27 protein-coding genes are annotated in these 24,717 nt (G+C 38.4%); 4 read left to right on the plus strand and 23 right to left on the minus strand.

What is annotated here, in order from left to right; genetic code table 11:
- Window positions 1–6 precede the first annotated feature (6 nt).
- Window positions 7–849: an aldo/keto reductase gene (locus BR30_RS0131270; RefSeq protein WP_026568480.1), complete on the minus strand. Its 843-nt coding sequence runs from the start codon at window positions 847–849 to the stop codon at window positions 7–9.
- 87 nt (window positions 850–936) lie between these two features.
- Window positions 937–1,584: a bifunctional 4-hydroxy-2-oxoglutarate aldolase/2-dehydro-3-deoxy-phosphogluconate aldolase gene (locus BR30_RS0131275; protein WP_026568481.1), complete on the minus strand. Its 648-nt coding sequence runs from the start codon at window positions 1,582–1,584 to the stop codon at window positions 937–939.
- A gap of 159 nt (window positions 1,585–1,743) precedes the next feature.
- Between BR30_RS0131275 and BR30_RS0131280 the strand changes: the two genes are divergently transcribed.
- Complete coding sequence (locus tag BR30_RS0131280; protein WP_026568482.1) at window positions 1,744–2,508, plus strand: IclR family transcriptional regulator; 765 nt, start codon at window positions 1,744–1,746, stop codon at window positions 2,506–2,508.
- A gap of 68 nt (window positions 2,509–2,576) precedes the next feature.
- Here the strand turns inward: BR30_RS0131280 and BR30_RS0131285 are convergent, their stop codons facing one another.
- From BR30_RS0131285 to kduI, 4 genes are all read right to left on the minus strand, one after another.
- Window positions 2,577–3,527 (minus strand): sugar kinase, encoded by a 951-nt coding sequence (locus tag BR30_RS0131285; RefSeq protein ID WP_026568483.1) that lies wholly within the window; start codon window positions 3,525–3,527, stop codon window positions 2,577–2,579.
- A gap of 60 nt (window positions 3,528–3,587) precedes the next feature.
- Window positions 3,588–4,580: a 2-keto-3-deoxygluconate transporter gene (gene kdgT, locus BR30_RS35000; protein WP_035446449.1), complete on the minus strand. Its 993-nt coding sequence runs from the start codon at window positions 4,578–4,580 to the stop codon at window positions 3,588–3,590.
- 167 nt (window positions 4,581–4,747) lie between these two features.
- Window positions 4,748–5,524: a 2-dehydro-3-deoxy-D-gluconate 5-dehydrogenase KduD gene (kduD, locus tag BR30_RS0131295; RefSeq protein WP_026568484.1), complete on the minus strand. Its 777-nt coding sequence runs from the start codon at window positions 5,522–5,524 to the stop codon at window positions 4,748–4,750.
- Window positions 5,525–5,572: 48 nt separating this feature from the next.
- Entirely contained in the window at window positions 5,573–6,403 is an 831-nt protein-coding gene (gene kduI / locus BR30_RS0131300; RefSeq protein WP_026568485.1) for a 5-dehydro-4-deoxy-D-glucuronate isomerase, read from the minus strand.
- Window positions 6,404–6,608: 205 nt separating this feature from the next.
- Between kduI and BR30_RS0131305 the strand changes: the two genes are divergently transcribed.
- Entirely contained in the window at window positions 6,609–7,625 is a 1,017-nt protein-coding gene (locus tag BR30_RS0131305; RefSeq protein ID WP_026568486.1) for a S66 family peptidase, read from the plus strand.
- Window positions 7,626–7,672: 47 nt separating this feature from the next.
- On the opposite strand, the gene BR30_RS0131310 is transcribed toward BR30_RS0131305, so the two are convergent.
- Together BR30_RS0131310 and BR30_RS0131315 are read right to left on the minus strand one after the other, a co-directional pair.
- A complete protein-coding gene (locus BR30_RS0131310; RefSeq protein WP_026568487.1) occupies window positions 7,673–8,167 on the minus strand; it encodes a hypothetical protein in 495 nt (164 codons plus the stop codon).
- Window positions 8,167–8,637 carry a hypothetical protein gene (locus tag BR30_RS0131315; protein ID WP_026568488.1) on the minus strand — a complete coding sequence of 157 codons (471 nt, stop codon included), beginning with the start codon at window positions 8,635–8,637 and terminating at the stop codon, window positions 8,167–8,169. The genes BR30_RS0131310 and BR30_RS0131315 overlap by 1 nt, the downstream gene beginning before the upstream one ends.
- 121 nt (window positions 8,638–8,758) lie before the next feature.
- Between BR30_RS0131315 and BR30_RS0131320 the strand changes: the two genes are divergently transcribed.
- On the plus strand, window positions 8,759–9,238 hold the full coding sequence (locus BR30_RS0131320; protein WP_026568489.1) for a GyrI-like domain-containing protein: 480 nt from the start codon (window positions 8,759–8,761) through the stop codon (window positions 9,236–9,238).
- A gap of 280 nt (window positions 9,239–9,518) precedes the next feature.
- Here BR30_RS0131320 and BR30_RS0131325 read toward each other — a convergent pair whose 3' ends face one another.
- From BR30_RS0131325 to BR30_RS0131345, 5 genes are all read right to left on the minus strand, one after another.
- Window positions 9,519–10,424 (minus strand): hypothetical protein, encoded by a 906-nt coding sequence (locus BR30_RS0131325; protein WP_051633867.1) that lies wholly within the window; start codon window positions 10,422–10,424, stop codon window positions 9,519–9,521.
- Between the two features lie 124 nt (window positions 10,425–10,548).
- Window positions 10,549–11,064 carry a TetR/AcrR family transcriptional regulator gene (locus tag BR30_RS0131330; protein ID WP_026568491.1) on the minus strand — a complete coding sequence of 172 codons (516 nt, stop codon included), beginning with the start codon at window positions 11,062–11,064 and terminating at the stop codon, window positions 10,549–10,551.
- A gap of 157 nt (window positions 11,065–11,221) precedes the next feature.
- The gene (locus tag BR30_RS0131335; RefSeq protein ID WP_026568492.1) at window positions 11,222–11,749 is read right to left on the minus strand and encodes a DUF3231 family protein; all 528 of its coding nucleotides are present in this window, start codon (window positions 11,747–11,749) and stop codon (window positions 11,222–11,224) included.
- A gap of 54 nt (window positions 11,750–11,803) precedes the next feature.
- Entirely contained in the window at window positions 11,804–13,507 is a 1,704-nt protein-coding gene (locus tag BR30_RS0131340; protein WP_026568493.1) for a GMC family oxidoreductase N-terminal domain-containing protein, read from the minus strand.
- A complete protein-coding gene (locus BR30_RS0131345; protein WP_051633868.1) occupies window positions 13,507–14,178 on the minus strand; it encodes a hypothetical protein in 672 nt (223 codons plus the stop codon). The genes BR30_RS0131340 and BR30_RS0131345 overlap by 1 nt, the downstream gene beginning before the upstream one ends.
- Before the next feature lie 162 nt (window positions 14,179–14,340).
- On the opposite strand from BR30_RS0131345, the gene BR30_RS0131350 reads away from it, so the two are divergent.
- Window positions 14,341–14,793, plus strand: coding sequence for a GNAT family N-acetyltransferase (locus BR30_RS0131350; RefSeq protein WP_026568495.1), 453 nt, complete (start codon window positions 14,341–14,343; stop codon window positions 14,791–14,793).
- Between the two features lie 131 nt (window positions 14,794–14,924).
- On the opposite strand, the gene BR30_RS0131355 is transcribed toward BR30_RS0131350, so the two are convergent.
- The 10 genes from BR30_RS0131355 to BR30_RS0131400 all read right to left on the minus strand — a co-directional run bounded on the left by BR30_RS0131355 (window position 14,925) and on the right by BR30_RS0131400 (window position 24,583).
- A complete protein-coding gene (locus tag BR30_RS0131355; protein WP_026568496.1) occupies window positions 14,925–15,302 on the minus strand; it encodes a VOC family protein in 378 nt (125 codons plus the stop codon).
- A 150-nt stretch (window positions 15,303–15,452) separates the two neighbouring features.
- Window positions 15,453–16,163, minus strand: coding sequence for a CAP domain-containing protein (locus BR30_RS0131360; RefSeq protein WP_026568497.1), 711 nt, complete (start codon window positions 16,161–16,163; stop codon window positions 15,453–15,455).
- 307 nt (window positions 16,164–16,470) lie between these two features.
- The gene (locus BR30_RS0131365) at window positions 16,471–17,442 is read right to left on the minus strand and encodes a 2-hydroxyacid dehydrogenase (RefSeq protein WP_026568498.1); all 972 of its coding nucleotides are present in this window, start codon (window positions 17,440–17,442) and stop codon (window positions 16,471–16,473) included.
- A gap of 31 nt (window positions 17,443–17,473) precedes the next feature.
- The gene (locus BR30_RS0131370; RefSeq protein WP_026568499.1) at window positions 17,474–18,631 is read right to left on the minus strand and encodes an ROK family transcriptional regulator; all 1,158 of its coding nucleotides are present in this window, start codon (window positions 18,629–18,631) and stop codon (window positions 17,474–17,476) included.
- Window positions 18,632–18,856: 225 nt separating this feature from the next.
- Window positions 18,857–19,012, minus strand: a complete 156-nt coding sequence (locus tag BR30_RS37150; protein ID WP_155928994.1) for a hypothetical protein — start codon at window positions 19,010–19,012, stop codon at window positions 18,857–18,859.
- Window positions 19,013–20,260 (minus strand): Ger(x)C family spore germination protein, encoded by a 1,248-nt coding sequence (locus tag BR30_RS0131380; RefSeq protein WP_026568500.1) that lies wholly within the window; start codon window positions 20,258–20,260, stop codon window positions 19,013–19,015. It abuts the gene before it with no gap.
- Window positions 20,235–21,344, minus strand: a complete 1,110-nt coding sequence (locus BR30_RS0131385) for a GerAB/ArcD/ProY family transporter (protein ID WP_026568501.1) — start codon at window positions 21,342–21,344, stop codon at window positions 20,235–20,237. Before BR30_RS0131385 ends, BR30_RS0131380 begins: the two co-directional genes overlap by 26 nt.
- A 7-nt stretch (window positions 21,345–21,351) precedes the next feature.
- Window positions 21,352–22,893, minus strand: a complete 1,542-nt coding sequence (locus tag BR30_RS0131390; RefSeq protein WP_026568502.1) for a spore germination protein — start codon at window positions 22,891–22,893, stop codon at window positions 21,352–21,354.
- A gap of 84 nt (window positions 22,894–22,977) precedes the next feature.
- Window positions 22,978–23,484, minus strand: a complete 507-nt coding sequence (locus tag BR30_RS0131395) for a protease inhibitor I9 family protein (RefSeq protein ID WP_026568503.1) — start codon at window positions 23,482–23,484, stop codon at window positions 22,978–22,980.
- A gap of 196 nt (window positions 23,485–23,680) precedes the next feature.
- Complete coding sequence (locus BR30_RS0131400; protein ID WP_026568504.1) at window positions 23,681–24,583, minus strand: VanW family protein; 903 nt, start codon at window positions 24,581–24,583, stop codon at window positions 23,681–23,683.
- Window positions 24,584–24,717 lie beyond the last annotated feature (134 nt).

The raw sequence follows: 24,717 nt of genomic DNA on the forward strand, positions 1-24,717 counted from the left end.
TAAATTCTATTCTTCAAAACCAACTCTCATTGTATCCGGATGGGAGCCAGCGCGGCTATCTTGATTTAATTCATCGATTTTGTCCATATCCTCAGCGGATAATTCAAAATCAAAAAGATCTGCATTTTCGATAATGCGATGTTCTTTGATTGATTTTGGAATGGTCACTACACCATGCTGCAAATCCCAGCGCAAGATTACCTGAGCAACTGATTTATTATATTTATGGGCAAGATCCTCAAGAACTGGTTCATTTAGAAGTTGGCCTTGTTTTAATGGTGACCATGCTTCCAATTGAATGCCTTCCTTTTTACAGTAAGCCAGCAATTCTTTTTGGGTTAGATGTGGATGGAATTCTACCTGGTTTACCATTGGTTTAATCTCTGCGGTACTGATTAAATCTTCTAGATGATGAACAAGGAAGTTACTTACACCAATGGCGCGTACACGGCCATCTTTATAGAGCTTTTCCAGAGCCTTCCATGTTTCTTTATATTTATCTTTTCCTGGCCAGTGGATTAAATAAAGATCCAAGTAATCGAGTCCAAGTTTATTTAAACTAGTTTCAAATGCTTCTAAGGTTGTCTCATAGCCTTGATCAGAATTCCATACCTTGGTCGTGATAAATAATTCTTCACGCGGCACCCCTGATTCTTCTATTGCTTGACCAACGCCTTCTTCATTTTTATAGATAGCGGCGGTATCAATACTAATGTATCCATTCTTAATGGCTGCTTTAACGGATTGAACTACCTCTTCTCCTTCTTTTACTTTGAAAACACCTAATCCTACCCACGGCATTTTTACACCATTATGTAATGTAGTTGTGTCTTTTAAATTTGTTGGCATCATCTATTCCTCCTCTTTATTAAAGATCGAAACAAACACTAGCTAGTCCTTGTTTCGATACTGGAAAACCACGAAATGGAATACAGCTTATCTTCCTCTTGCAATTTGAACTTTTTCAACATACTGTTTTGCATACTCAGTAATCTTGTTGTATTCCCCTGTTTTAGCCGGTGCTACTAGATTACCGCCTACTCCGACGGCTACACAGCCATTCTTAATCCATTGTTCAACATTATCTAAATCGACTCCACCAGTTGGCATAATGTTTATTTGCGGAAGCGGCGCTTTTACTGCTTTGACAAACTCTGGACCAAAGGCACTGCCAGGGAACAATTTCACAATATCTACTCCCGCTTCTAAAGCACGTTTCATTTCAGTGAGGGTCATACAGCCAGGCATGTAGGGTACTTGATAAAGATTACATAACGTTGCCGTTTCTTGATCAAAGGCTGGACTCACCACAAACTGTGCCCCCGCCAAAATGGCAATCCTGGCCGTTGCTGCATCTAGTACTGTTCCCGCTCCAATCACTACATTATTATTATCTTGATAATGGTTTGCTAATTCTTTAATCACTTCATCTGCGCCTTGGACGGTAAAAGTAACTTCAATCCCTTGGATGCCGCCTTCTACACAGGCTTCCGAAATGTTAACAGCCTCTTCCTTAGAGTCTGCTCTTACAACCGCAACCACACCACATTCAGCAATTTTCGTTAAGATATTGATTTTCTTCATCATAGCAGTCACTTTCTTTCTACTTTTTTTTAAAAAATTATTCTCAAAAAATTTTCATTGATCTTATTTGAATTTACAAAAGATACCTCTTATCGTATCATATAATAGAACAGTGTTCCAAAAATGTAAAATGAAAAACATTCAAAAGAGGTAGAAATTATGTCTAATGTTCAATCCCTTGAAAGAGCTCTAACCATATTAAATAAGCTTTCTGAATATCCCGACGGCATCCAGATTACGCGGCTATCGGAGCAGGTTGGACTGACAAAAGGTACCCTTCATCGATTGTTATCCACATTATCGAGTATGAATTATGTTGTCAAAGATGAAGAAACAGACAAGTATAAACTTGGCTTACAAGTCCTCTTTCTTTCTAGAAACCTTTTAAACAACTCAAATATTGTCACGATTGCTAAACCATATTTAGAAAAATTATCACACGAAGTGAATGAAACCGTTCATTTATGCATTGAAGACCGGGGCGAAGTGGTCTATATTGATAAAATTGAAAGTAATCAAACCATTCGGATGTATTCACGTATTGGCAGCAGAGCTCCTATGTACCGTACCGCTGTAGGAAAAATATTGCTTTCAGACATGGAGCCGGACAAATTTGAAGAAATCGTTTCAAATACTTCCTTCATTCCTAAGACACCAACAACAATTACATCTAAAGAAGAATTCATCAAAGAAATTGAAACGGTGAAGGTGCAAGGTTATGCATTAGATAATGCTGAGAATGAAGAAGTGCTAATGTGTATCGCCTCACCTATTTACGATCATAAAGGTAAGATTATCGCTAGTTTTAGTATTTCAGGACCTAATAATCGAGTAACGATGGATCTGATCAACCTTACATTAATTGACAAAATGAAACAGTATAGTATCGCTATTTCAAGAAACCTTGGGTATACTGGTTCTTAAACAAGATAATACAAAGGTAAAGAAAACCAGATCAAACGGATTTTCTTTACCTTTTTTCATCTCATCTATTAACGCTTCTCCAATGATTCTTCAATAAAAGCTTCCAAGTTGGCTCTATTAGGTAATCCGTCGTTATCACCAGGGGACATCACTGCAAGCGCACCGATTGCAGCTCCGCGTCCTACTGCTTCCTTCAAAGGTAAACCTTCCAATATCCCGCTGACCACCCCAACAGCAAATCCGTCACCAGCACCTACCGTATCAACGACTTTCTTTACTGGGAAACCGTCTGTGTAGAATTGCTCACCTTGTGAACTTGTGAACGCCCCTGCTGCCCCGAGCTTAATAACGACTGTTTTTACACCGGCGGCGTGATAATAAGCAGCAATCTCCTGAACATCTTCTTTACCTGTTAACAGTTTTCCTTCCTCAATGCCAGGAAGAACAATGTCTGCACGGCAGGCCAGGTCGTTAATGACTTGGGCCATTTCGTTTTTGTCAGTCCAAAGGCCTGGACGCAAATTAGGATCATACGAAATTTGCACGCCTCGCTCCCGAGCTTCCTTCATAAGTTCGTTAACCATCTCTCGACATCCTGCTGATAAGGCAGGCGGAATACCCGTTAAATGAATATGGTCAAATCCGTCCCAGTTCAAATGAGCGATTGTCTCCAAGTTCATATGTGAAGCTGCTGAATTTTTACGGGCTGAAAACACTTCCGGATCACCGCTCACGACCTTTTCCTTCCATTGCATCCCTGTTAAAAAGTTTGCATTATACGTCACATACGTGGTATCAATCGCATTCTGCTTTAGAAACTTTTCAATATTTTTGCCAAACGGGTCCATCCCCAATTGGGTAATATAGGTAACGTCATGCCCTAAGCGTGACATCCCAATCGAAAAATTAACCTCAGCCCCTGCAACAAAACGATCAAATCGCTCAACATTTTCTAAGGAGCCCTCTTGGTCTGCTACAAAGAGTGCCATTGGTTCTCCTACTGTCATTATTCTACTCATACGATTCTCCCCTTAATTGAAAGAGAGACATACGCCAATATGTCTCCCTTGATTTACTTATCAAGCCGTGATTTTCTTTCCGCCCGGAACAACTGGTTCATTGTTTTTCTTTTTCATATATTGTGACCAGTAGGCAGTTAAAATCGGAACTAATATCGATGTTACGATCACAGACGCTGCACACAAAGCCGTTGCCGATTGTGCAACCGGAAGAAATTCAGGTTTCATCGTAGCAATGATCATCGGATTGGCCACTGCAGCGCCTGCTGTACTTGATGCTGCAAGTCCTGCTGTACCGTTTCCGCCACCAATAAACTTATCAGCTAGCATTAATGGAATTCCTGTGATAGCGATTACAAGAAGACCCAATAAAATTCCTGCCAGACCTGTCTTCGCAATCACAGTCAAATCAATCGAGTTACCAAGAGCAAAACCAAAGAATGGAATCATGGTATGTGTAGCTTTACTGAAAAATTCACGGAAATCTTTATCCAAGTTACCAAGAATAAATCCTACTAAGAAAGGTAAGACAGCGCCTACAAATGCTTGCGGCTGGAATGCAGCTAACCCCGTTGAACCAAGAATTAACATAGTCACGAGTGGACCTGACTCAAGTGACATAAGGACAAATGCACCAGCTTCTTCCTTGCTGCCGTACTGCTGCATAATGGAAGCATATAAACCACCGTTTGTCATATCCATGCATGCGATTAAAGCGAGAACAGAGAACCCTGCAAAAAAGCCTGTTTGAATCCCGCCATCTGGGATAAACATAGCAGCAACCATGGCAACGACCCATGCAACCGCTATCTTTGTTACCACAAGTGTTCCTGATTTTCGTAAAACCGTACCTGTTGCTTTTATATTGATTCCTGCACCCATACAGAAAAACCAGACTGCTAGAATTGGAACTGTACCGGTCATTAACCCATTTGTAAATGAACCAAAATACTCCCCAGATTTTGGTGCGAGTGTATGAATAATTGCACCTAAAAATAATGGAACCAGCATAAGACCACCAGGGATTTTTTCAATCGTCTTCATAATTTTCATAATTGCATACCTTACCTTTCGGTTAATAATGGGTAATTTTTTAATAAAAGTTGAGACATGCTGTGTTATGTTCCTAAATCAAATGTAAACAATCAAAGGCGGCCGGATGTAAGCGATAAGACTTTGAACCGCCTTTGACTTTTGAACCTCTCATTCCTATACCCGGATTAACGGGCTAACCAACCACCGTCAACTGCCAGAATATGTCCATTCATATAATCGGATGCTTTACTAGATAAGAAGACCACTACACCCATAAGGTCTGATGGATCAGCCCATCTTCCGGCTGGAATCCGAGAGAGAATTTCTGCATTCCGTTCCTCATCTGCACGAATTGGCGCTGTATTGGCAGTAGCGATATATCCAGGTGCAATCGCATTGATTTGAATATTGTAATGTCCTAATTCGTTGGCGAATGCCTTTGTAAGACCCGCAACCCCATGTTTACTGGCTGTGTATGGCGGAATAAATTTACCACCTTGGAAGGACAGCATTGAACCTATGTTGATAATTTTTCCGCTTTCTTGCTTAGCCATGACTCTAGCAACCTCTTGACTTAGAAAATAGACTGCGTTCAGGTTGATATCCATAACCGCATCCCAATCTTCTTGTTTGTATTCTAGTAATGGCGTACGACGGATGGTTCCTGCATTATTCACGAGAATATCAATTTTCCCATAGACGTTCATACACTCATCTACGATATTCTTAATATTTTCCCTTACCGTTAAGTCGGCTTGATGAAAGTGGACCGTACGTCCAGTCTCTTCAATCAGAGCTCTGGTTTCATCCCATTTGGTATCGTGGGATACAATAAATAAATCTGCTCCAGCTTTCGCTAACGCGATCGCATACCCTTGGCCAAGACCTGTATTTCCTCCTGTCACAATCGCAACCTTACCCGTTAACTGAAAAAAATCTAGTGAAAAATCTCTTAAACTCATTTGTTAAACACCTCTTCTTTTATGTCATATCATTTTGCAGTTTACAAGTTATCTCAGTTGGTCCATGGTTACTTGGTCCATATCGTTATAGGTTTTATTTTCTCCGGCCATTGCCCATATAAAAGTATAATTACTAGTTGCACTGCCGCAGTGAATCGACCATGGCGGTGAGATGACTGCTTGTTCATTCTTCATTACCAAATGACGCGTTTCGGTTGGTTCACCCATCATATGGAACATTCTTGCATTTTCATCTAAATCTATATATAGGTAGACTTCCATCCTGCGGTCATGTGTATGAGTTGGCATCGAATTCCACACGCTTCCCGTATTTAATTGCGTCAAGCCCATCACAACCTGGCAGCTTTGGATTCCCTCATTATGTATCATGCGGCGAATCACTCGATCATTTGCATTTTCAAGTGATCCTAATCGGTCACCTTCAATATCCTTGAAGGCTACGTGTTGAACGGGATACTCTTTATGAGCCGGGGCAGAGAATAAATAAAATTTTGCTGGACTCACAGTAGATTCACTCGTGAACTGTAACTCTTTCTTTCCTAATCCAACATATAAACAATCTTTGTTGTCCATTTGATATGTCTCACCATCCACGGTGATTTTCCCGCTTCCACCAACATTGAAAATGCCCACTTCTCTGCGCTCTAAGAAGTAATCGGCTTTGATTTGGTCATAGCCCTTTAAAGAAATCGTCTCTCCCATTGGCGTGATGCCACCAACAATAGCACGGTCTTCCATCGTATACACGAGTTTGATTTCGCCTGGCACAAATAATTCTTCAATTAGATAGTGTTTGCGAAGTTCCTCGGTTGTAAATGTTTTTGCATGATCTGGGTGTGTTGAGTACCTTGTTTCCACAATATCCACTTCCTTATACTTAATTGGTTTTCTCTTGGATTTTAGTTGTTCCACATCGTGGTACGTTGTTTCATAATTTAATTATAGCGTTTTCAAGTTCACATGGCTAGTCATAAATTGACAAAATCGTGAAATTTATTTTTTGATGAATATTACTAAACCTTTTGGTAAAATCATGTAAAAGCATGTTTGGGGGATTTTCATTATGATTACCTATCCGAATTTAAAAAAGGGAGCTGCCATTGGAGTAACCGCACCTTCATCAGGTGTGCCCGCACCACTTCATGAAGTCATTAAACAAGCATGCAGCCGGATGAAGCAAAGAGGATTCACGGTGGTCTGTGGAGAAACAACATGGACTCAAGACAAGGCTAAATCAGCTCCAGCTTTAATCCGTGCAAATGAATTTAATGCAATGATGCAAAACAGTGACTTTGACATCATCGTTCCACCTTGGGGCGGGGAATTGTTAATCGAGATTCTCGAACATATAGAATTTGAAAATATTAATAAGAAGTGGGTTTTAGGCTATTCAGATGTTAGTGCGCTTTTGCTTGCGATTACCTTGAAAACAGGTATTGCTACCGCTCATGGGACAAATCTCGTAGACTTAAGAGGAGAATTGATGGATGAAACGACCGCCATGTGGGAGTCTGTATTAGCAACGAACTCTGGAGAGGCTATTATTCAGTATTCCTCTGAACATTATCAAAAGGAATGGCAGCATACAAATCCCTCACCCTGTGTCTTTCATTTAACCGAAAAGACCGTTTGGAAAGTTGTCGGAAACCAACCTGTTAAGATCGAAGGGCGCTTGCTCGGCGGGTGTATAGACATTATTAGGCATCTTATCGGGACACCATTCGGTGATGTAGATGCTTTTAGAAAAAAACATATAAATGGAGAGCCCATCATTTGGTATTTAGAGAATTGTGAAATGAATACTGCTGATTTGCGGAGATCCTTGGTCCAAATGAAATTAGCCGGCTGGTTTGATAATTGTTCTGGACTAATGTTTGGCCGGAGTGAAGCCAATAAGTCTGTCGAAAACTATACGGTGGAAGATGTATATCAAGACCTTGCTAATGAACTCAAATTACCAATTATTCATGATATTGATTGCGGACATCTCCCACCTCAAATCACCTTCATCAATGGGGCATATGCGGAGGTAGAAGTTTCTGAAGGTAAAGGTACAGTTTTACAATTTTTCCGTACGTAATTGACCATGACAATGTACCGCTGAATTACCATGACAGGATGAGGTCATCACTTGTTTAATGGTTCTCTTTTCTTTATTAATTCATAATAAAGGGCTGTACTTGTCTGAACTACTAAGAATACCACCAATGAATACTTAATACTATAACCATGCTGATAATGTGTTAGTCCCATAAATCCAGAGACTTTTTCCATCAGTAAACCTACAAAACACCAAACGAGCACATAAAATACAAATGTTTTCCTGCCGATTTTAAATCTTTCATAAAAGTAGACGAAAAAATAGCTGAACGGGGCAAATAAAAAATAGCTGAGCAAATCAAATAGCTCATATTTGTTAGAATCATTGACCTTATAAAAATCAAGCAATCCACCGCCGATAGTGAAATCAAACAAAGTAGAGCTTGCGAATCCCCAAACTAAAAATAAAATGGTAATCGAAGTAGGTAATCTTTTCGGAAATAGAAAAAATGCCAAATAAGCAACAACTATCATAATTAAGATATAGATCTCATTTTTATCAAAATCTTCCCATAGTATCATTAATAGCTCACCACATTCCGAGAAACTCTCGCATATAACTTATAAGAAAAAATCGCAATTAAATTTAGAATAAAAAAATAGATTCCATCATACCAATAATTCCAATGTTTATAGTCGATTATGTCATAAAAGTTAGAGAGACTACTTACACCAATCAGTAGAATAACAACAGCAACAATTATTGTTATTTTCATCATCATCGTTTTACTCCATAGAAGGAGATTTAGCTGAATAAGGACTAAAAATGGAGTGATTACACTACGATTGAGTAGGAAACCCGTATATTCTAAGGTTGATTTTGTTAGTTTGATTAGCCTTAGTTCCTCAATAACAATCCAGGAAAAGTTAATACTAACAATTAAAACAACTAAGAACACCAATGTATTCTCAGCCAATGTTAGCTTCTTTTTTATAACTGCTACAAGAGATCCAGTTAGCCATGCCAGTAAGAAAAAGACCACAAAGCCCATAAGAAGCCTCCCTGAGATTTTTATATTAGTTTAGCTAATTTATAAAATTTCATACTAAAATAGGGAAGTTGAAACGTATAATCGCTTGGCCATTCAGGTAACATTGAAAGGAGCGGAGCTTATGAAATACAAAATTATCAAAAGAGAAAGTTTCCAAGTAGTTGGAATCAAGCGCGAGCTATCATGTGAGAACGGGGAGAACTTAACGGAGATTCCAAAAATGTGGGCTGATGTTCATACAGATGGAACGAACGATTTATTTTTCAAGTTGAATAACGGGGTTATTAACGGAGTCCTTGGAGTATGTGTCGATAAACGAAGCACGGAGACACAATTAATGGATTACTGGATTGCTACGGAACATACTGGTGACACTCCCGAAGGCTTAATGAATCTCGAGATACCCGCTTCAAAGTGGGCGGTATTTGAAGTGCACGGTGCAATGCCTGATGCTATTCAAAAAGTGTGGAAACAAATATACACCGAATGGTTCCCTTCCAGCCACTACAAGCACGCAGGGACGCCAGATTTAGAAGTCTATTCAGCCGGTGATCCTTGGGGCGATGATTACTACTCGGAAATTTGGATTCCTTTAAAATGATCGTTACTTTTTCTAATTAAACGTTTGGTCAATCTCTCAAAACCATGTATATCAATGGTTCTAGCGATTTAATCAGACGTTTGATTAGTTTTATAGTCAATAAATTAACGGATGATTAACAACTAGTTCATATTCTATTCATAATCTAGCGTTATAGTACATATTAGAGGGGATAGCATGCGTGGCTATCATGGTATTTGGCGTAGGCGGAGCCGATACTGAGGAAAGAGCACCAGATTAAAATGATGCTCCCTTAACTTTGAGGTAAAACAGGATATTATTACTTATTTTCCTTCATTAAAGGAAGCTGATTTGCTGTTACCGAGGTAATCTTCCATTGCTTTATCCAAAAAACACAGGCGATGATTAACGTTCCAAACCAAACGAGTAATGACAGGATGCCGAGAAAGGGTAATGGAGTCAGTTCAAATACTGTACGACCTAATGCAGTTTGGATACCTATCAAAAGTATTGAGAGCATCCATGCGATACACCCGGAGTGAATCAGCCGCTTTTTTATCCGATCACTAACTTGAGCTTTTTCCAAAAGCCAAGCTAGCAAGATTAGTGTTTGCAGGGCATGAAATCCAAATCCATGCAGGACAATGACATTTCCCCCATCCCCAGTTAGGCGGTCTTGAAGAAAAATCATCCAGATGCCAGCAAAATTTGCAGCAAGAACAGAGAGAAAGGCATAGCGGATCCCCAATAGAAGCAAGGGGCGTTCATAAGGACGTTTCAATCGAAAAAAATGGAGCACAAGGACCATCGCCAAAAAGACAAGAACTAATGAAACAACCCCAAACAGCATTCCAGCTGCCGTATCCACAACTGTTCCTTCACGTGAAAATCTTGGACTTATGCCTCTAAAGTTCTGAACCGTTTCAATGGTATAGGAATATAAGCTTACCATGATAAATGACCACCGCACCGCTTTCCGCCTCCCTGCTTTAAATCTTGTAAGCGGTAAAATCGCAGCCATCGATAGCAAAAACATGCCAATTGCGGCATTAAAGGAAAAAGCATCCCTCAAATTGCCCTCCGGTGCCTTAATCGATCCTTGAAAATAGATATAAAGAGCGATGCCTGCCGAAAGAATAAATCCAATCATACCAGTAAGGACAAGACCTCTTTCTCCTTCAAATAGTTTATGAGACGGCTCAACTTCATTTCGATTTCCCTTCAATATAATCCCTTCTTTCAAATGATTTATTTATCAGTCAATAAATATTTTTCCAAAAAAAATGATGCTATTTATTTATCAATCAATAAATATAATTGTAAAAAAAGAGAGCGATTTAAGCTCCTTTTTAACAATGATCTTTTCCAGGTGTTAATTGCGGCAAATTTAAAACTTCTGCAAGTGTAATTAATAAACCTGTGCCAATAAACTGGGATGCTGTTTCTTTAGCATTTGGAATCCCTGCATTTTCAAATTTTAATGTTAGAGATTCAAAAATGGTTAGAAATAACTTACTGACATGTTCGCGAATACCGGTATCTGATATGGCGTATGCCTGCATAACCATCAATACCTCATCACGATGCGTTTGAATAATTTGTTCGAATGCATGCCCCATCGTTTCAATTAATCGATCGGCAGGTGCTTGAATTTCAGCAAAAGTATCATAAATGCGACCAAATGCACGATCAATAACAGCCTTGAACAATTCTTCCTTGTTTTTAAAAAAATGAAATACATAAGGCTGTGTCACTCCCGCAGCCTTTGCGACCATTGCAGTTGTTGCTTTATAATACCCCCTCTCAGCGAAGACCCCTACTGCATTTTCGATTATGAGTTCTTTTTTATCTTCCCTGACTGCCACTATTGCTATCATCCTTTTCAATATCAATTTATTTATTGATTAATAAATAAATATTAATTGAAACTTATGTTTATGTCAATTGGCTAAAAAAATATAAAAAACCTACAAATTGACTTTCATTGTAGGTTTGAGGAAAGCTCTTAATACTTTACATTACCTAAGCCTTGTAATAAGGCGGAATTCGCAGCCACTCGTGCCGATCCAAATACTGTTTTACCGTTAAGCCGGCAGTGGTCTTTTTCAGAATAATTTTCGAAAAGATTAAACCAACATCTGCTCGAATGGATTCAGTAAGTCCTCTAGAGGCATAATTAACCCCCATAGCAAGATTGTAGGACATTAAGTTAGCCATCTCTTCATCGTTTAATTTAGCACCTTCGGGAATACTCTTATAATCTCCAACTGGTTTTTCTGGAGTTGATTGTGGAAAGGGGACCTCCTCTCTCATGAGAAACTCTTTCAGCTCGTCTCTAATCGGAATATGAACGGTTTCTCTGATATCCTTTAAAATTTGCTTTAATTCTGGATCTTGAGCTAGATTGTAACCGATTTCCTCATTTCGCATAGTCGTTTCCGTTCCCAATAGAAAAAACCATAGGTTGGAAACCTCCATGACATTTAATGGTCTTTTCTCGCCGTCCATAAATGGTTCAAAAACATCTTGAATTAAGTCAAATAATTTCATGTTTAAAAATCCCACCAAACTTTGATTTATATAAAAGTAGGATTTCCAAGCATGCTAAGTAAAATACTTATTAAATAGTTTCTCTGCTGTACGGGTAGCTAAAGCCTGTGTCGTAAGGGTAGGATTGACTCCGCCTAAACTATTATAATGGACGCTGTTATCTGCGATATATAACCTGTTTACTTGAAATGCTTCGCAATTCTGATCAACAACAAAACCGATTCGCATCGTACTTTCCATATGAATCATCATTCCAGCCGGCCAATTTGTCCATATTATTTTTTTAGCGCCAGCTTTTCGTAACAAATCTGCCGCTATCTTCACTAGGTGGTTTCGTTTCCTTCTGGATGCTTTGGCAGGCTGATACGTCACAACAGGCACTGGCCCATTTTCATCACTCAGTAACGGGTCGAGGGTAATTCCATTTCGCTGATCGACTTCATCATCGGTACTTACTAAAATATTTAAGGTTCTACGGTAGGAATCCATAACTTCTTTTAAGTCACATCCAAAAAGACGCCCCTTGATATCCCAAGGATCGTCCAAGCTAGGCGGGTATAAGAAAGAGTAACCAGACTCACTTACCCCATAAAAGGAAGCGGTTAATCCCGGACTCATCCCAACCGTCTGCAGCGTTCCAAGTCCGGGATAGTCCAGCCTGGCCCCGCAGGTATTTCCTACAAAGGGATTAATATCTGAGGTTCCGAGTATTGGAATCAAATCCTTTTCATCAAAGATTCCAGATAACCAGTCCATATAATGATTAACCAATCCTCTTCCAACCCATGGATTCTCAGGCAGTCCTGAATTTAACCAGAGTCTTGGACTTTCAATGCATCCGGACGCCATCACTACGATTTCTGCACTTAGTTCTTCCTGCTCCCCCGTCCAAGTGTCCCGTATTCTTACTCCAACGGCATGCAGCCCTTTAGCAGGGGTATTTTCTGTTAGTATTTTTATTGCAAAGGCATTGGGTCTTATACAAACATTTCCTGTCTTTAAAGCAAGCGGAATATAACTAACATTTGTGGAGCGTTTTGCCATTTTATCTACAGATGGTCCATGCGGACAACCATTGATACAATGACCCGAAAGCGTGCATCCTTCCATCCAGGATAGTTCCTCAACGGAGATGTTTGGATTTTTGATGTGATCATTGGGAGGCAAAATAGCATTAGGCTGTGGCCTATATCCTGGAACGGTTACATCCAGTGTAGGAATTAAATCCCACCCTGCCTTCTTCGCACCATGGTAAAATAGGTCTTCCTTTGCCGTAGTAGCGGCAAAGTTGACCGGTAGGGTCGCTTCAACCTTTTCATAATAGGGAATAAGTTCAAGGTAAGATAGGGGCCAGACATCATCGATGGCGGTGGGATATGCCCGGGGGCAATTTGCTGTATAGGTCTGTGTGGTTCCCCCAACACCGGAACATTGCCAAATAACGCCCTTTTGATTAGAATGCCGAAACCATTGGGGGCGACTGCGATCCGCTGGGCCCCAACGAAACCTTCCTGAAACTAAATCATTCATATTCATTTCATACTTGTTCAACAATTGTTTATATAGCAGGACATCCAAATCATCTGGTGCCGAACTAGATTCGGCTCCAGGCTGTATATTTGGATTAGGCCACTTTTTGTTCCCGTACCAAGGACCTGCTTCTATAACCAAAACCTTTAATCCCATTTCTGCCAGCTCTTTTGCAATCACGGCTCCACCACCGCCAGCACCAATTACAATCACGTCCTGATTGGCCATTAGTCATTCACCTTCTTGTGTTGAATGATTGCTAAGAATCCACGAAAATCACGATATCCAAAAGACGGACCTGGATATTGGGTCTGGAACCATCCATGCGGAAAATATTCCACTCTTCTGTACTCAGGAGGAAATAGTCGTGTAGTTCCGTACGCTGTCCATTCCGAATACTGGCCAAACATAGGGAGTTCATTTAGTGCATCCATCATAATTCGAACAAGTCCCGGATTATTTTTGTATGGACTACTCAAGGTTCCAAGATTAATTTCAAGCCGATCTATATGGCTAATCGCCCTCAACCTGTCTATCGGAGAAAGTGCTGAAAATGGACCTCCGCCAGAGAATGTATGTACATTAAGTGGATATTGAATCTGCCCCATCTGAATTAAATGAGCAGCGCCCGCGTCTAGTAATTCAGCAGTAGCTTTCGACATGGACCTGCAATCTCCTAAATTTAGTTGCGCTTTAACCGGAAGAGCAATTGAATGATCCAATATCCAAATGATATATTCATAAACATCTAATTCCAGAGCTCCAGGCACTTGAACGATGCCTATTGAATTTATATATCTAAAATGGGGTGGAATAATTGCCTGAACAAGTGCTTGAAAAGTCGACTTGATATAACGATTTTGGGTTCGTTCACTTCCACTTGGTTCCGTTATTTTCACCCCCCTTACAGGATGAAAGAATGATTACTTACACTTCCTAATAATATTTCTGTGTTTGTTTTCTTATGTCATGAAGTTTATAGATGGTAAGGAGCATGAAAAACTACTTATGATAGAATGGAATAGAAGGATAATATATTTTTGAACATAGAGGGATGTATAATGAGCAGCAAATTAATATTTAGACAAGCTACAATCGAAGATTTGCCTAAACTAGTTCCAATCTTCGATTCCTATCGTGAGTATTTTAAACACCCAAAGGATCCTTTGAAAGTAGAAAGTTTCCTATACGAAAAATTTGAACATTTAGAGTCTGTCATCTTTATTGCAGAGCAACAAAGTGAAGTAATTGGCTTTGCGCAACTTTATCCGATTTTTTCGTCATTAAGTTTACAACGGGTTTGGTTATTAAATGACTTCTATATAACAGAACAGTGTCGTAATGGGGGAATTGGAAAACAGCTTTTTGCCAAAGTGAAGGAATTTACCCTATTAACAAAATCGAAAGGGATCGAACTTTCAGTGGAGCATACCAATGAAAAAGCCTGGCACTTTTGGGAAAACCAAGGATTTAAAGTAGATGACGAGTTTCGTTATTATTTTTATAAGGTGTAAGGTTTTTTGCATCAAACGTTTGATTAGTTGTTTCACCCCTACATCCTGAGGATGCCACGTTTTAATCAAACGTTTGATTAGTTTTCTAAATGGCTCCGTTTGTTTGTAATGAAGAAAACATTCGTTGCCTGTTATATCTTTTCTTGAACGTCAGTGGATTTTTCCCACAATTCAATCCATCTGCCGTCGGGATCAGAAATCCAAATAAATGTTCCATATTCACTTTGCTCCGGCTCCTTCAAAAGAGGAACCTCTCTTTGGTTAAGATGCTCAAGAAACTCAGCCATATTATCAACTTGAAAATTCAACATAACAGATTGCTCTTTAGGGAAATAATCATTTTCCTCTGTAAAAAATGAAAAAGCTGTTTCATTTTCTGTTCCAGGAGTAATGATTGTCATATTCCAATCATTGTCCATAGGGATACCTAGAACGTCGTTATACCATTTTTTTAAAGAATCAATATTTTTTGATCTCCAAAAGATGCCGCCAAATCCTAATACTTTCATTTTTCCACCCCTTAAATTTATATACTATACCTTTTAATTTACCCCTTTAATAATTCAAGATTCATTCAACTAATTCCTCTGACACTAAATGATTTTTCTAGTTTAATACAAAAAAAGCTTGAGGATCATTCATCCCCAAGCCCCGAACTTTTAATATTTACCAATAAATTCCTGTGTCCAATAGTTCCCCTGCGCGACATAACCTACACCAATATAATTGTAGTTCGGGCTGAGAATATTCTTACGGTGTCCTTCACTATTCATCCAGGCTTTGACGACTTCTTCAGGAGTACGCTGTCCCATTGCAATATTTTCACCTGCATAACGATAGGTAATCCCATACTTCTTCATCATATCAAATGGTGAACCGTATGTTGGGCTTATATGGCTAAAGTAGCCATTTGCAGACATATCACGGGATTTTTCATGAGCCATTTTGCTAAGCGTTACATCCACTTTAAGAGCCGGCAAGCCATTTTTTGCTCTTTCTTGATTGGTTAATTCAACTACTTTTTGCTCATAAGCATTTAAGGTACTTGTAGTTTGTGTAGTAGCTGTCTCAGCTGCTGGTTGTTGCTGCACAGGCTGAGGTGCAGTTTGAGCAGGCTCCTTTGTTTCGACCGTTTGATTCGGTTGAGTTGGAGTTGGCTGCTTTTCAGTATTTTGTGTAACTGTAAATCCTAAACTAGCAAGATATTTCTCAATGACACTATTAAGCTCATTCATATTTGTCCCTTGGTATACATAGACCTTTTCCTGTACCGACGGGCTATTAGTGGCCGCATGGGCTTTATTTAAGACCGGATTTGACATCATTAATGCCGCTGCAGCTGCAACAGTAAGAATTGCTTTTTTCTTCATCATTGATTCTTCCTCCTATTTCGACAATTTGCCGTTTTTCCACAAATTCATCGTAACATATGATTTTTGTCATATTTGAGGAAGGATTTTACAACAGAAAGGTATGATTAATTCTATTAGAAACTTCATAACATGCTAACTCCTGATGCTCTAAGTCTCTGTCTCTATCAAGAAAAAACGGCTCTCTTTGCGCCACCTACTAAATAACGGAATAATTACCAATAATTATGAAGATAAATAATATTGACACCTCTTGCGACAACTATCCTTCTTAACAAATATTTCAGAAAAGTGTCGTATTTTACTTTTACTTTTTAGTATTAACCGGGGTAAGGGCTTGCCCGCCTGTTAATACACTCAGCATATTATCAGCTGCTAAATGTGCCATCTTCATTCTTGTTTTCACACTTGCACTTCCAATGTGCGGCAGGGTTACCACATTGGGCAGGGACAATAAAAGGTAGTCCATTGGTACGGGTTCTTGTTCAAAAACATCCAGCCCGGCTCCCCAAATCTCCCCATTCTTCAATGAATGATATAATGCTTCTTCATCGACAATGCCCCCTCTTGCTGTATTGATAAGGATGGCATCTTTTTTCATAAGCGACAATTCTTCTTTACCGATTAAGTGATGGACTTCAGGACTGTACGGCAGAAGCAGGCAAACAAAATCAGATTGCTGCAACAAGTCCTTCATTTCTCTGTAGTGAATCCCTAGCTGTTCCTCTTTATCCAGTTTCCTTGTCCGATTATGATAAAGAACATTCATATCAAAACCCTGCGCCCGCTTAACGAGGGCTTCGCCAATTCTGCCTAATCCAATAATACCTAAGGTGGCACCATAAATATCCTGTCCAGTCATTTGCATAAGGGACCAGGACCCCCATTCCCCACTGCGCAAATATTCCGATCCCTCCACCACTCTTCTGGCTGCTGCCATTAGTAGAGCGAACGTTAAATCCGCTGTCGTTTCGGTTAATACTCCAGGTGTGTTAGTTACGATCATGCCCTTCTCTGTTGCAGTTTGAATATCGATATTATTATAGCCAACCGCAATGTTACTAATGACCTGCAACTGTTTCGCTTTATTTAGCACCTCTTCGTCTATCTTTTCTGTTAATAGACAGATCAGCCCGTCTACCTCTTCTATTTCTTTTAATAACACATCCCTTGGAACAGGAACATTTTCTTCAGACCACATCTTTACATGAAATTGACTTGAGAGTTTATCAACAATTTCCCCGGGTAGTTTTCTCGTAATATAAATCGTTTTTTTCAAGCATACCGCCACCTTTCAGCATACACATGATTTAAGCTGTAAACATTTCTAAGAAGTGTTCAATAACAATCGAAGATGTCCCTAATGCGGGAGCATTTTTTCCTAAGGAAGAGAGTAATAATTCCTGACTGTGGATAGGCTGATCATTACTTCTTGATGAAATAGAATTTCTAATTGAGTTCATAACCATAGGCAGAGCTTCGACAACGTCATTTCGAATAATAATTGCTTGTGGGTTAAATGTATTTAAGATACTTGTCATTCCAATTCCAAGGTAAAAGCCGAAATTTTGTAATGCCATTAATATTTCTGGATCATTTTGGTTGGCCAGATGGATTAGTTCATCACTGGAATTGACACGATTGCTTTGCTGAAAAGTGTGGAGTAATGCTTTTTCAGAGGCGTATAATTCCCAGCACCCTTTGTTGCCACAACTGCATTTGAGACCATTATAGTCGATGGTTAGATGACCCATTTCACCAGCGAACCCATTAACCCCTCGATATATATCATGATTAATGACAATTCCGATCCCGATTCCCGTACCGACACTCACGTAAATTAAGTTTTCGTAATTTTTAGCTGCCCCAAAGACTTTTTCTCCATAGGCACCAGCATTGGCTTCATTTTCAAGAAAGACGGGTACTTGAAATTCCTTTTCGATGTCAGCTTTTAAGTCAAGTTGATAATTCCAGTCGACGTTAGGAGTAAAAATGACCTTTTGCTCTGTACTGACAAGACCTGGAACACATATCCCGATGCCAATTAAACCATAAGGAGATTCAGGGATTTGATTGCTAAGTTCCTTAATCATTGAAAATAATATATCTTTGTTGGTATCAAGAGAAGGTTTCTCTAGATGATGGTATTGATTTACAACGATGTTTCCTTTTAAATCTGTTAGAATTCCAATGATAGAATCAACACCAATATCTATTCCGATTGAAAAACCGGCATTTTTATTAAAAACAAGCATCACAGGCTTTCTCCCGCCGCTGGATTGCCCTTGTCCAATTTCAAAAATCAGCTTCTTTTCTATTAATGTATTTACTTGGGAAGATACAGTCGATTTATTTAATCCTGTTATTTCCGATAATCTAGCCCTTGAGATTGGAGAATTAGAAACAATTTCATTCAATAATACCTTTTGGTTCATTTTTTTCACTAATATTTGATCCGCGATCATCAATAGTTCACACCCCGTTTGTATATTGCGTAAATTAAGTCACCATATCATTCTGGTCATTTACTTCCATTATAAATCAATTATTAGTGAAATTACACTTCTATTGTTAAAATTACATTATTCATCACATTTTGTTAGTTTATCCAAACAACAAACTAATTATTTATAAAAAAGGACTGATTTTCCAGCCCTCGATGTTTGCTTTATTATTAGCGATTGAGATTAGTCTTAAAGAATCGAGAAGAAAGGCAGGATGATTAAGCAAAGAGACAGAAAAAATATGGCCATTGCACCTATTTTTTGTTTTTCCTTCCACAAGGAAACGCCGAATCCCATGGTATAAACAATAATTAAAAACAGACTAACGTAAATTAATTTTTCCAACTATGCCCCCACCTTTGGAGGTTTTTTTGTTCTTTTACCATAATCAACAATTTCAACATCTACTTTCACATGAATGTCCGCTACCTGATATGATTTACCCCAATTGAATTTTTTATATTCCTGAATCGTTCCAAAATATCTTCTGGCATACATGGATAATGGATATGGTACACCTTTAAGTTTTGTTTGTGTTTTTTTCAACAATTTTTCGTTCAATGTTTTTATATGAGCGGCTATTTGTTTTTTTACTATTTGTTGATTTTTTTTCTCTGTATAGTTGACCATTGACGGGTTTGATATAATTTCTATCTTTAATGGGATGGTTATAAAAATCTTTGGCCTTTGACCCTTTAAGTCCATCTTCACTTTATTATTTTCTGTTTTCATGACTCTTGCTGCAAACTGCAACTGGTCGTCCGAAAAAGGATCAGGTATATCTACCAATATATCTTGGATGTTCGTTGAATCATCTAGAATATTGATATTACGTGTTTCTTGACCGGTTAGCTTATCAATCATAACACCATTCCTAAAGACAGCTGACCCAATAAATTGTGTAACATCCAGTTCGCCAGTAGCATTCAACTGCCCTGCAATGTATTCATCTTCACTTCTTAATTCAGGATTCTTTGTCTTCTCGGCTGTTGTGTACATCGCCAAAAAGAGGTCTGTCCCTCTTTCTAACGTTTTAAAAAAACGAAAGAGGGTAGAATCTGGGATGAACCCATTATCGATTCCGTGATCAATCATGAATTGAAAGTATTTATGTGGTCTTGTTTCCATTTTCGGCCGATTATTAATAAAATACTCACTTGCCTTTTCTTTAGATATGGCTAAATGGCAATCCAAGCGAATGTCTTTATCCTTTAAAACGTCGTAAAATTTCCTAATAAAATCTTTGTCTTGTGCATATTCCTCGGAAACAACAATAATTTTCAATAGTTCATAACTAATATCCCGGGAGATGACGGAATTGCCTGTGGCTTTCGCCGCAATAATATCATTGGCATCAAACGAGACAATTTCCCGTGGCTTTTCGGTTGACCCACCACCACCTTGCATACTGCCGACTTCCGGATTAGCAAGTAACATGGTGACTTTAATTTTCCCTTCATCTTTGGAGCGATCTAATCCTATTCCGATCACATAAGCTTTGTCTTCAATTTCTTGACGATCCCAACAACCTGTTAATAAACAAACAGTGACGAAAAACAATAATATTCTATATACTGCCTCTGTTTTTTTCATGTTTAAATTCTCCCTTAAGCAGTGCAACCAGCCATAAAGTGATTGAAATGACCAAAAGTGTAGGACCTGTAACACTTCTTAAAATCGGTTTCAGTTGGAGACTGAGATCATAAGGTGATTCCGGAATGGATCCAATTAATAAATAAAGCGTTGCCAGTGATGGAATGAGGAATTCAAAGTCTTTAATTTTAAATAGCTGACCGAACATAAGTGCATTTATGTACAAAAATGCTGTGAAACGAATAAATGCCGCCATCAACCATATGACGAAAAATATAATTTCGATATTCGGAAAAAAAGTTCCAATTGAAATAAAACGAATCGCTGTGTGGAATGGATAACCATTTTGACTTAAGGATGTATCAAACAGACAGATGAAAATGATAATACCCACACTCAATTGGATGCTGACGTAAACTAAGGCAATCCACGTCCCTTTTCGAAAATCTTTGTATGAGGTGATGGACGGTATAATCAAAGCAAACAGTAAAAATTCAGAGAAAAGGGATAGACTTAGGGTGCTTTGCTTCAATATTTCAAGTTTTCCAGGGCCCCAAATGGGGAAAAGGGATTGAATACTACTTTCTTGCGTACTTAAAAAGAACGCAAGATACAACAATAGTATCGCATAGTAAATAATTAGATAGGCAACCGATCCGATATGCTGAATTCCCTTTTTCGCACCATATGCACAAACGCCCATTAAGATGGCATAGATGATGACCATAGGTGTCCTATTAAAATAAAACGTCTTTATGATCGTTGTATACGTTCTTGAATCGAACGAAATGGAAAATACATTGATGATAAATATTAGAAGACAGACAAAAAATCCTAGATATTTTCCGAGTAATTTTTGAATAACAGAAAATAGATTTTTGTTTTGATACAATGACATGGTCTTTATTAATAAAAAGAGCGGGATAAAAGAGATTACGGCCGTTATGATCGGGATCATCCATGCTGCATTTTGGACCTTTTGAAACAGAGCAGTTGGTGTGTCTTCAGTTATTTTTGCACCAACCATTAAAATGGCGATGGACACATATTCACGGATACCAATTTTTCCAGGTTGCTGCTTCATAGGTTTTTTATCCCTTTCCTCGTTTGACAGTATCCTTTGGATTTAAATACCCTGGACGAAACCTTTCTTTCATGGGAACATGACGAATAATTAAGTCTTTTGAAGAGATGAAATGTGGCGTCATGGGTGCAAAGTAAGGAATGCCAAATGATTTTAATGACACTAAATAAAAGAGTCCCGGTATAAATAAAGCTATTGCGCCATAAATACCCATAAAGGCTGCCGCAAAAATAAACAAAAAGCGCGTGATGCGAATCGCAAAATTCATGCTCACATCACTGATAATAAAGGAGCTTAAGCCACTTAAAGCAATAACAATGATGACAATCGGACTAATAATATTCGCTTGAACAGCAGCCTGGCCTAAAATTAGTGCACCGACAATCCCAATCGTTGGACCAATAGGGGTTGGCACACGTAGACCCGCTTCTCGAATGAGTTCAAAGGCGATTTCCATCATGAAGATTTCAACGGTCGATGGAAAAGGGACACGTTCCCTTGTCCCGGCAATGGCCATTAACAAATCAGGCGGGATCATCCCTACATGATAATTTGTAATCGCAATATATAAGGGCGAAGCAAACATGGCGACAAACAAAGCTTGAAATCGCAAAAACCTGATGAAATTACCATAGGGTGTGCGTAGATAATGGTCTTCGGGCGAATGAAACATTGACCAAAAGGTAGCAGGCAGTACCAGACAACTTGGAGAATTTGTCATTAATAAAACGATGTGACCTTCTTCAATGAAAGATGTCGCCCGGTCAGGACGTTCTGTATATAATATGGATGGAAATAATGACCTTGGTCGATCTTCTAGGTATTGCTCTAAAATACTTAGATCAAGAATCCTATCCGTTTCGAGCGAAGCTAACTTATCTTTTATCGTTTGAAGCAATTCATCATTTACTAGGTCTTTTTCATAAACCAAAAATACATCGTTTCTGGATCGTTTCGTAATAACCTTAGCCTCAACAATAAGATTTTCATTTCTTATCTTTTTACGAAGTAAGGCAATATTATCGATTACCTTTTCGTTAAAAGCTTCCTTTGCCCCTTTTACAATCACTTCATTATCGGATTTCTCAATGGAACGGCCTGTAATTTTCGTCGTTTCAAATAAGTAGCATTGAGTATCGCCATCCACAAAGAGTGCAGTGACTCCACCTGTAATAAATTCCGTAATTTCCCCAATATTTGTTGCTGTTCTTTCACTTGGGTAGGAAGTGATATTTTGAATCTTACCTGACGGCTGATCGTTTCCAATTAATTTTTCCATGATGCCTTCTTGAATGCTCTGTGCGTCGACCATCGTAGTTATGTAAATGATAAAAGCACGGAGATCAAGTGAACCGATGGTAAACTCACGTACCTTGATATCGATATTCTTTGGTATACTGAAAATGGACTTAAATGTCGCTAAATTTTGATCATAATTACTGCTAATATCTTGTTTTTTTAGTTCAATATCCTGTGCATTGGACTGTTCACTAAATTGTGGTTCTGGATTGAGTTTCTTAAAAAGCGGCTTTAAGATTTTTTTCTTCAAAATGAACCACCCCCTAATTTTTATATTGTTTTCCAGTTTTAGGGGTATTTATGTATATATCGTTAGAATACCGCAACTATATTTTCACAATTGTTCATAAGGTAAAATGGGTGGTGGATCTAGTTTGATTTTTCTATTTAGTGATATCCTTGAAATGACAGACGAGGACTCTGCCAGCCTTTTGATTTCATTTGCGGGTAGTTCCATCGACACACCGTTTAGGGCTGTCGTATATTTGTGACGAACGGTATAGGGGATCTGATTCTTATCTAATAACTCGTGAAGTTCATTTTGAAAGTTTAGATGACTTTCTTCTACCTGTTTCTTCGCTTCCTCCAATGTTAATGGAATTCCCTTTGCTTCGGATTCTATCACTGCTACTTTGGCTGGTTTTGATTTGAATTCGATGATAATCGAGATGGTTTGTTTGCTAGAGAGGTCAATGGCAGGATCTACATAGGCGGAAGGATTCATCGTTTCTTTTACCTCCTTTGCTATATCATTTGGATTTTTATAATTACTTTCTTGACATCCTGTCATATTCGATAGGATGAATGCTGTTAAAATGGCTCCACTAAAATACTTCCTCATAAACATTGCTTCTCCTTTTATTAAAGGGATTTTTTAGAGTTTATCCTATAGGTTTTACCTTTCAGGTCGCAAAAATAACTGCCTGTTTCTCAAAACAGATTCTTATGAATAGTATGAAATATTCAGTTTAAATCGTGCGTTAATCTTTAAGTTCCAGTTGAGCGATAAGGACTGACAGGAAAAGACCCAAGTAACATTACTTGGGTGGGTGATTTTGCTCATAAGGAAGGTGTGGAACTTTTTTAGGAGTATAGTTAATGACATCTGAAGAATATATCTCGATGGTTAACTTGTTCCCTAACGTTTTTGATTGAATTAGAATTGGTTGATTGTATTTATTTATAAATACAAAATCTGGTCCATTCCAACTAACGGTGGCATCCCGCCCAGGTGGGATATAGGTAACCTCTCTGCTGTGAGAGATACGCTGAGCTACTTTTAATCCCGCATTATCTACTGCATTAAAAAGGGTAGATGATACCTGACAGATTCCACCACCAATATCTTTTGTTAATTCTCCTCTTGAGATCACTGGAGCAGGTAAGTATCCTTTTCCTGCTGTTCTTTTTCCAACGACATTATTAAAGGAAAATATTTCACCTGGGAATAGAACATAGTTGTTAATAGCTTCTGTTGCAAGATAAATATTATTGCTTCGTTCTTTGTTAGATGGATTAAAGGATGTTACATATCTTCCAATTTTTTCATTTTGAATATTTCCAAGTAATTCACTGTCAACTCTAGGGTAAATAGGAAGCAAGGGAACCTCTAATTTATTTGAACCATTGTTAAAATAATATGAATACACTTTTTCTGTAAACATCTGGCGATATAATCGGCAACCAGCATGTTCTGGAATAATTTTTCCGGACTTATCTTTAATTGCATTTTTAGGCATTTTAGAAACCTGTTTGTCAATTTGATCCATACATTTTGTTAACTTTTCTGTATTAATAATAGGTAATCCAGGTAGGTTAAATGAAAGGTCAGTACAATTAGCTACCGACAAAGGTTGCCCGTTGTTAGTGATTAATAAACTACCTGGCATATTCACTTGTTGAGATAAAAATAATAACCCAAATAACCAAGTAAAATTCATTTCCAGGATACCTCCTTTTCCTTTAATATGAATTGAAATCTTCCAATTCATACAATCCTCCTTGTACTTTAAAACAATTTAATGGTTGATTTTTATATTATTCCAGTTTATAACAAAGTAAGGCGGTGCCCCCT

This window comes from Bacillus sp. UNC41MFS5 (assembly GCF_000686805.1).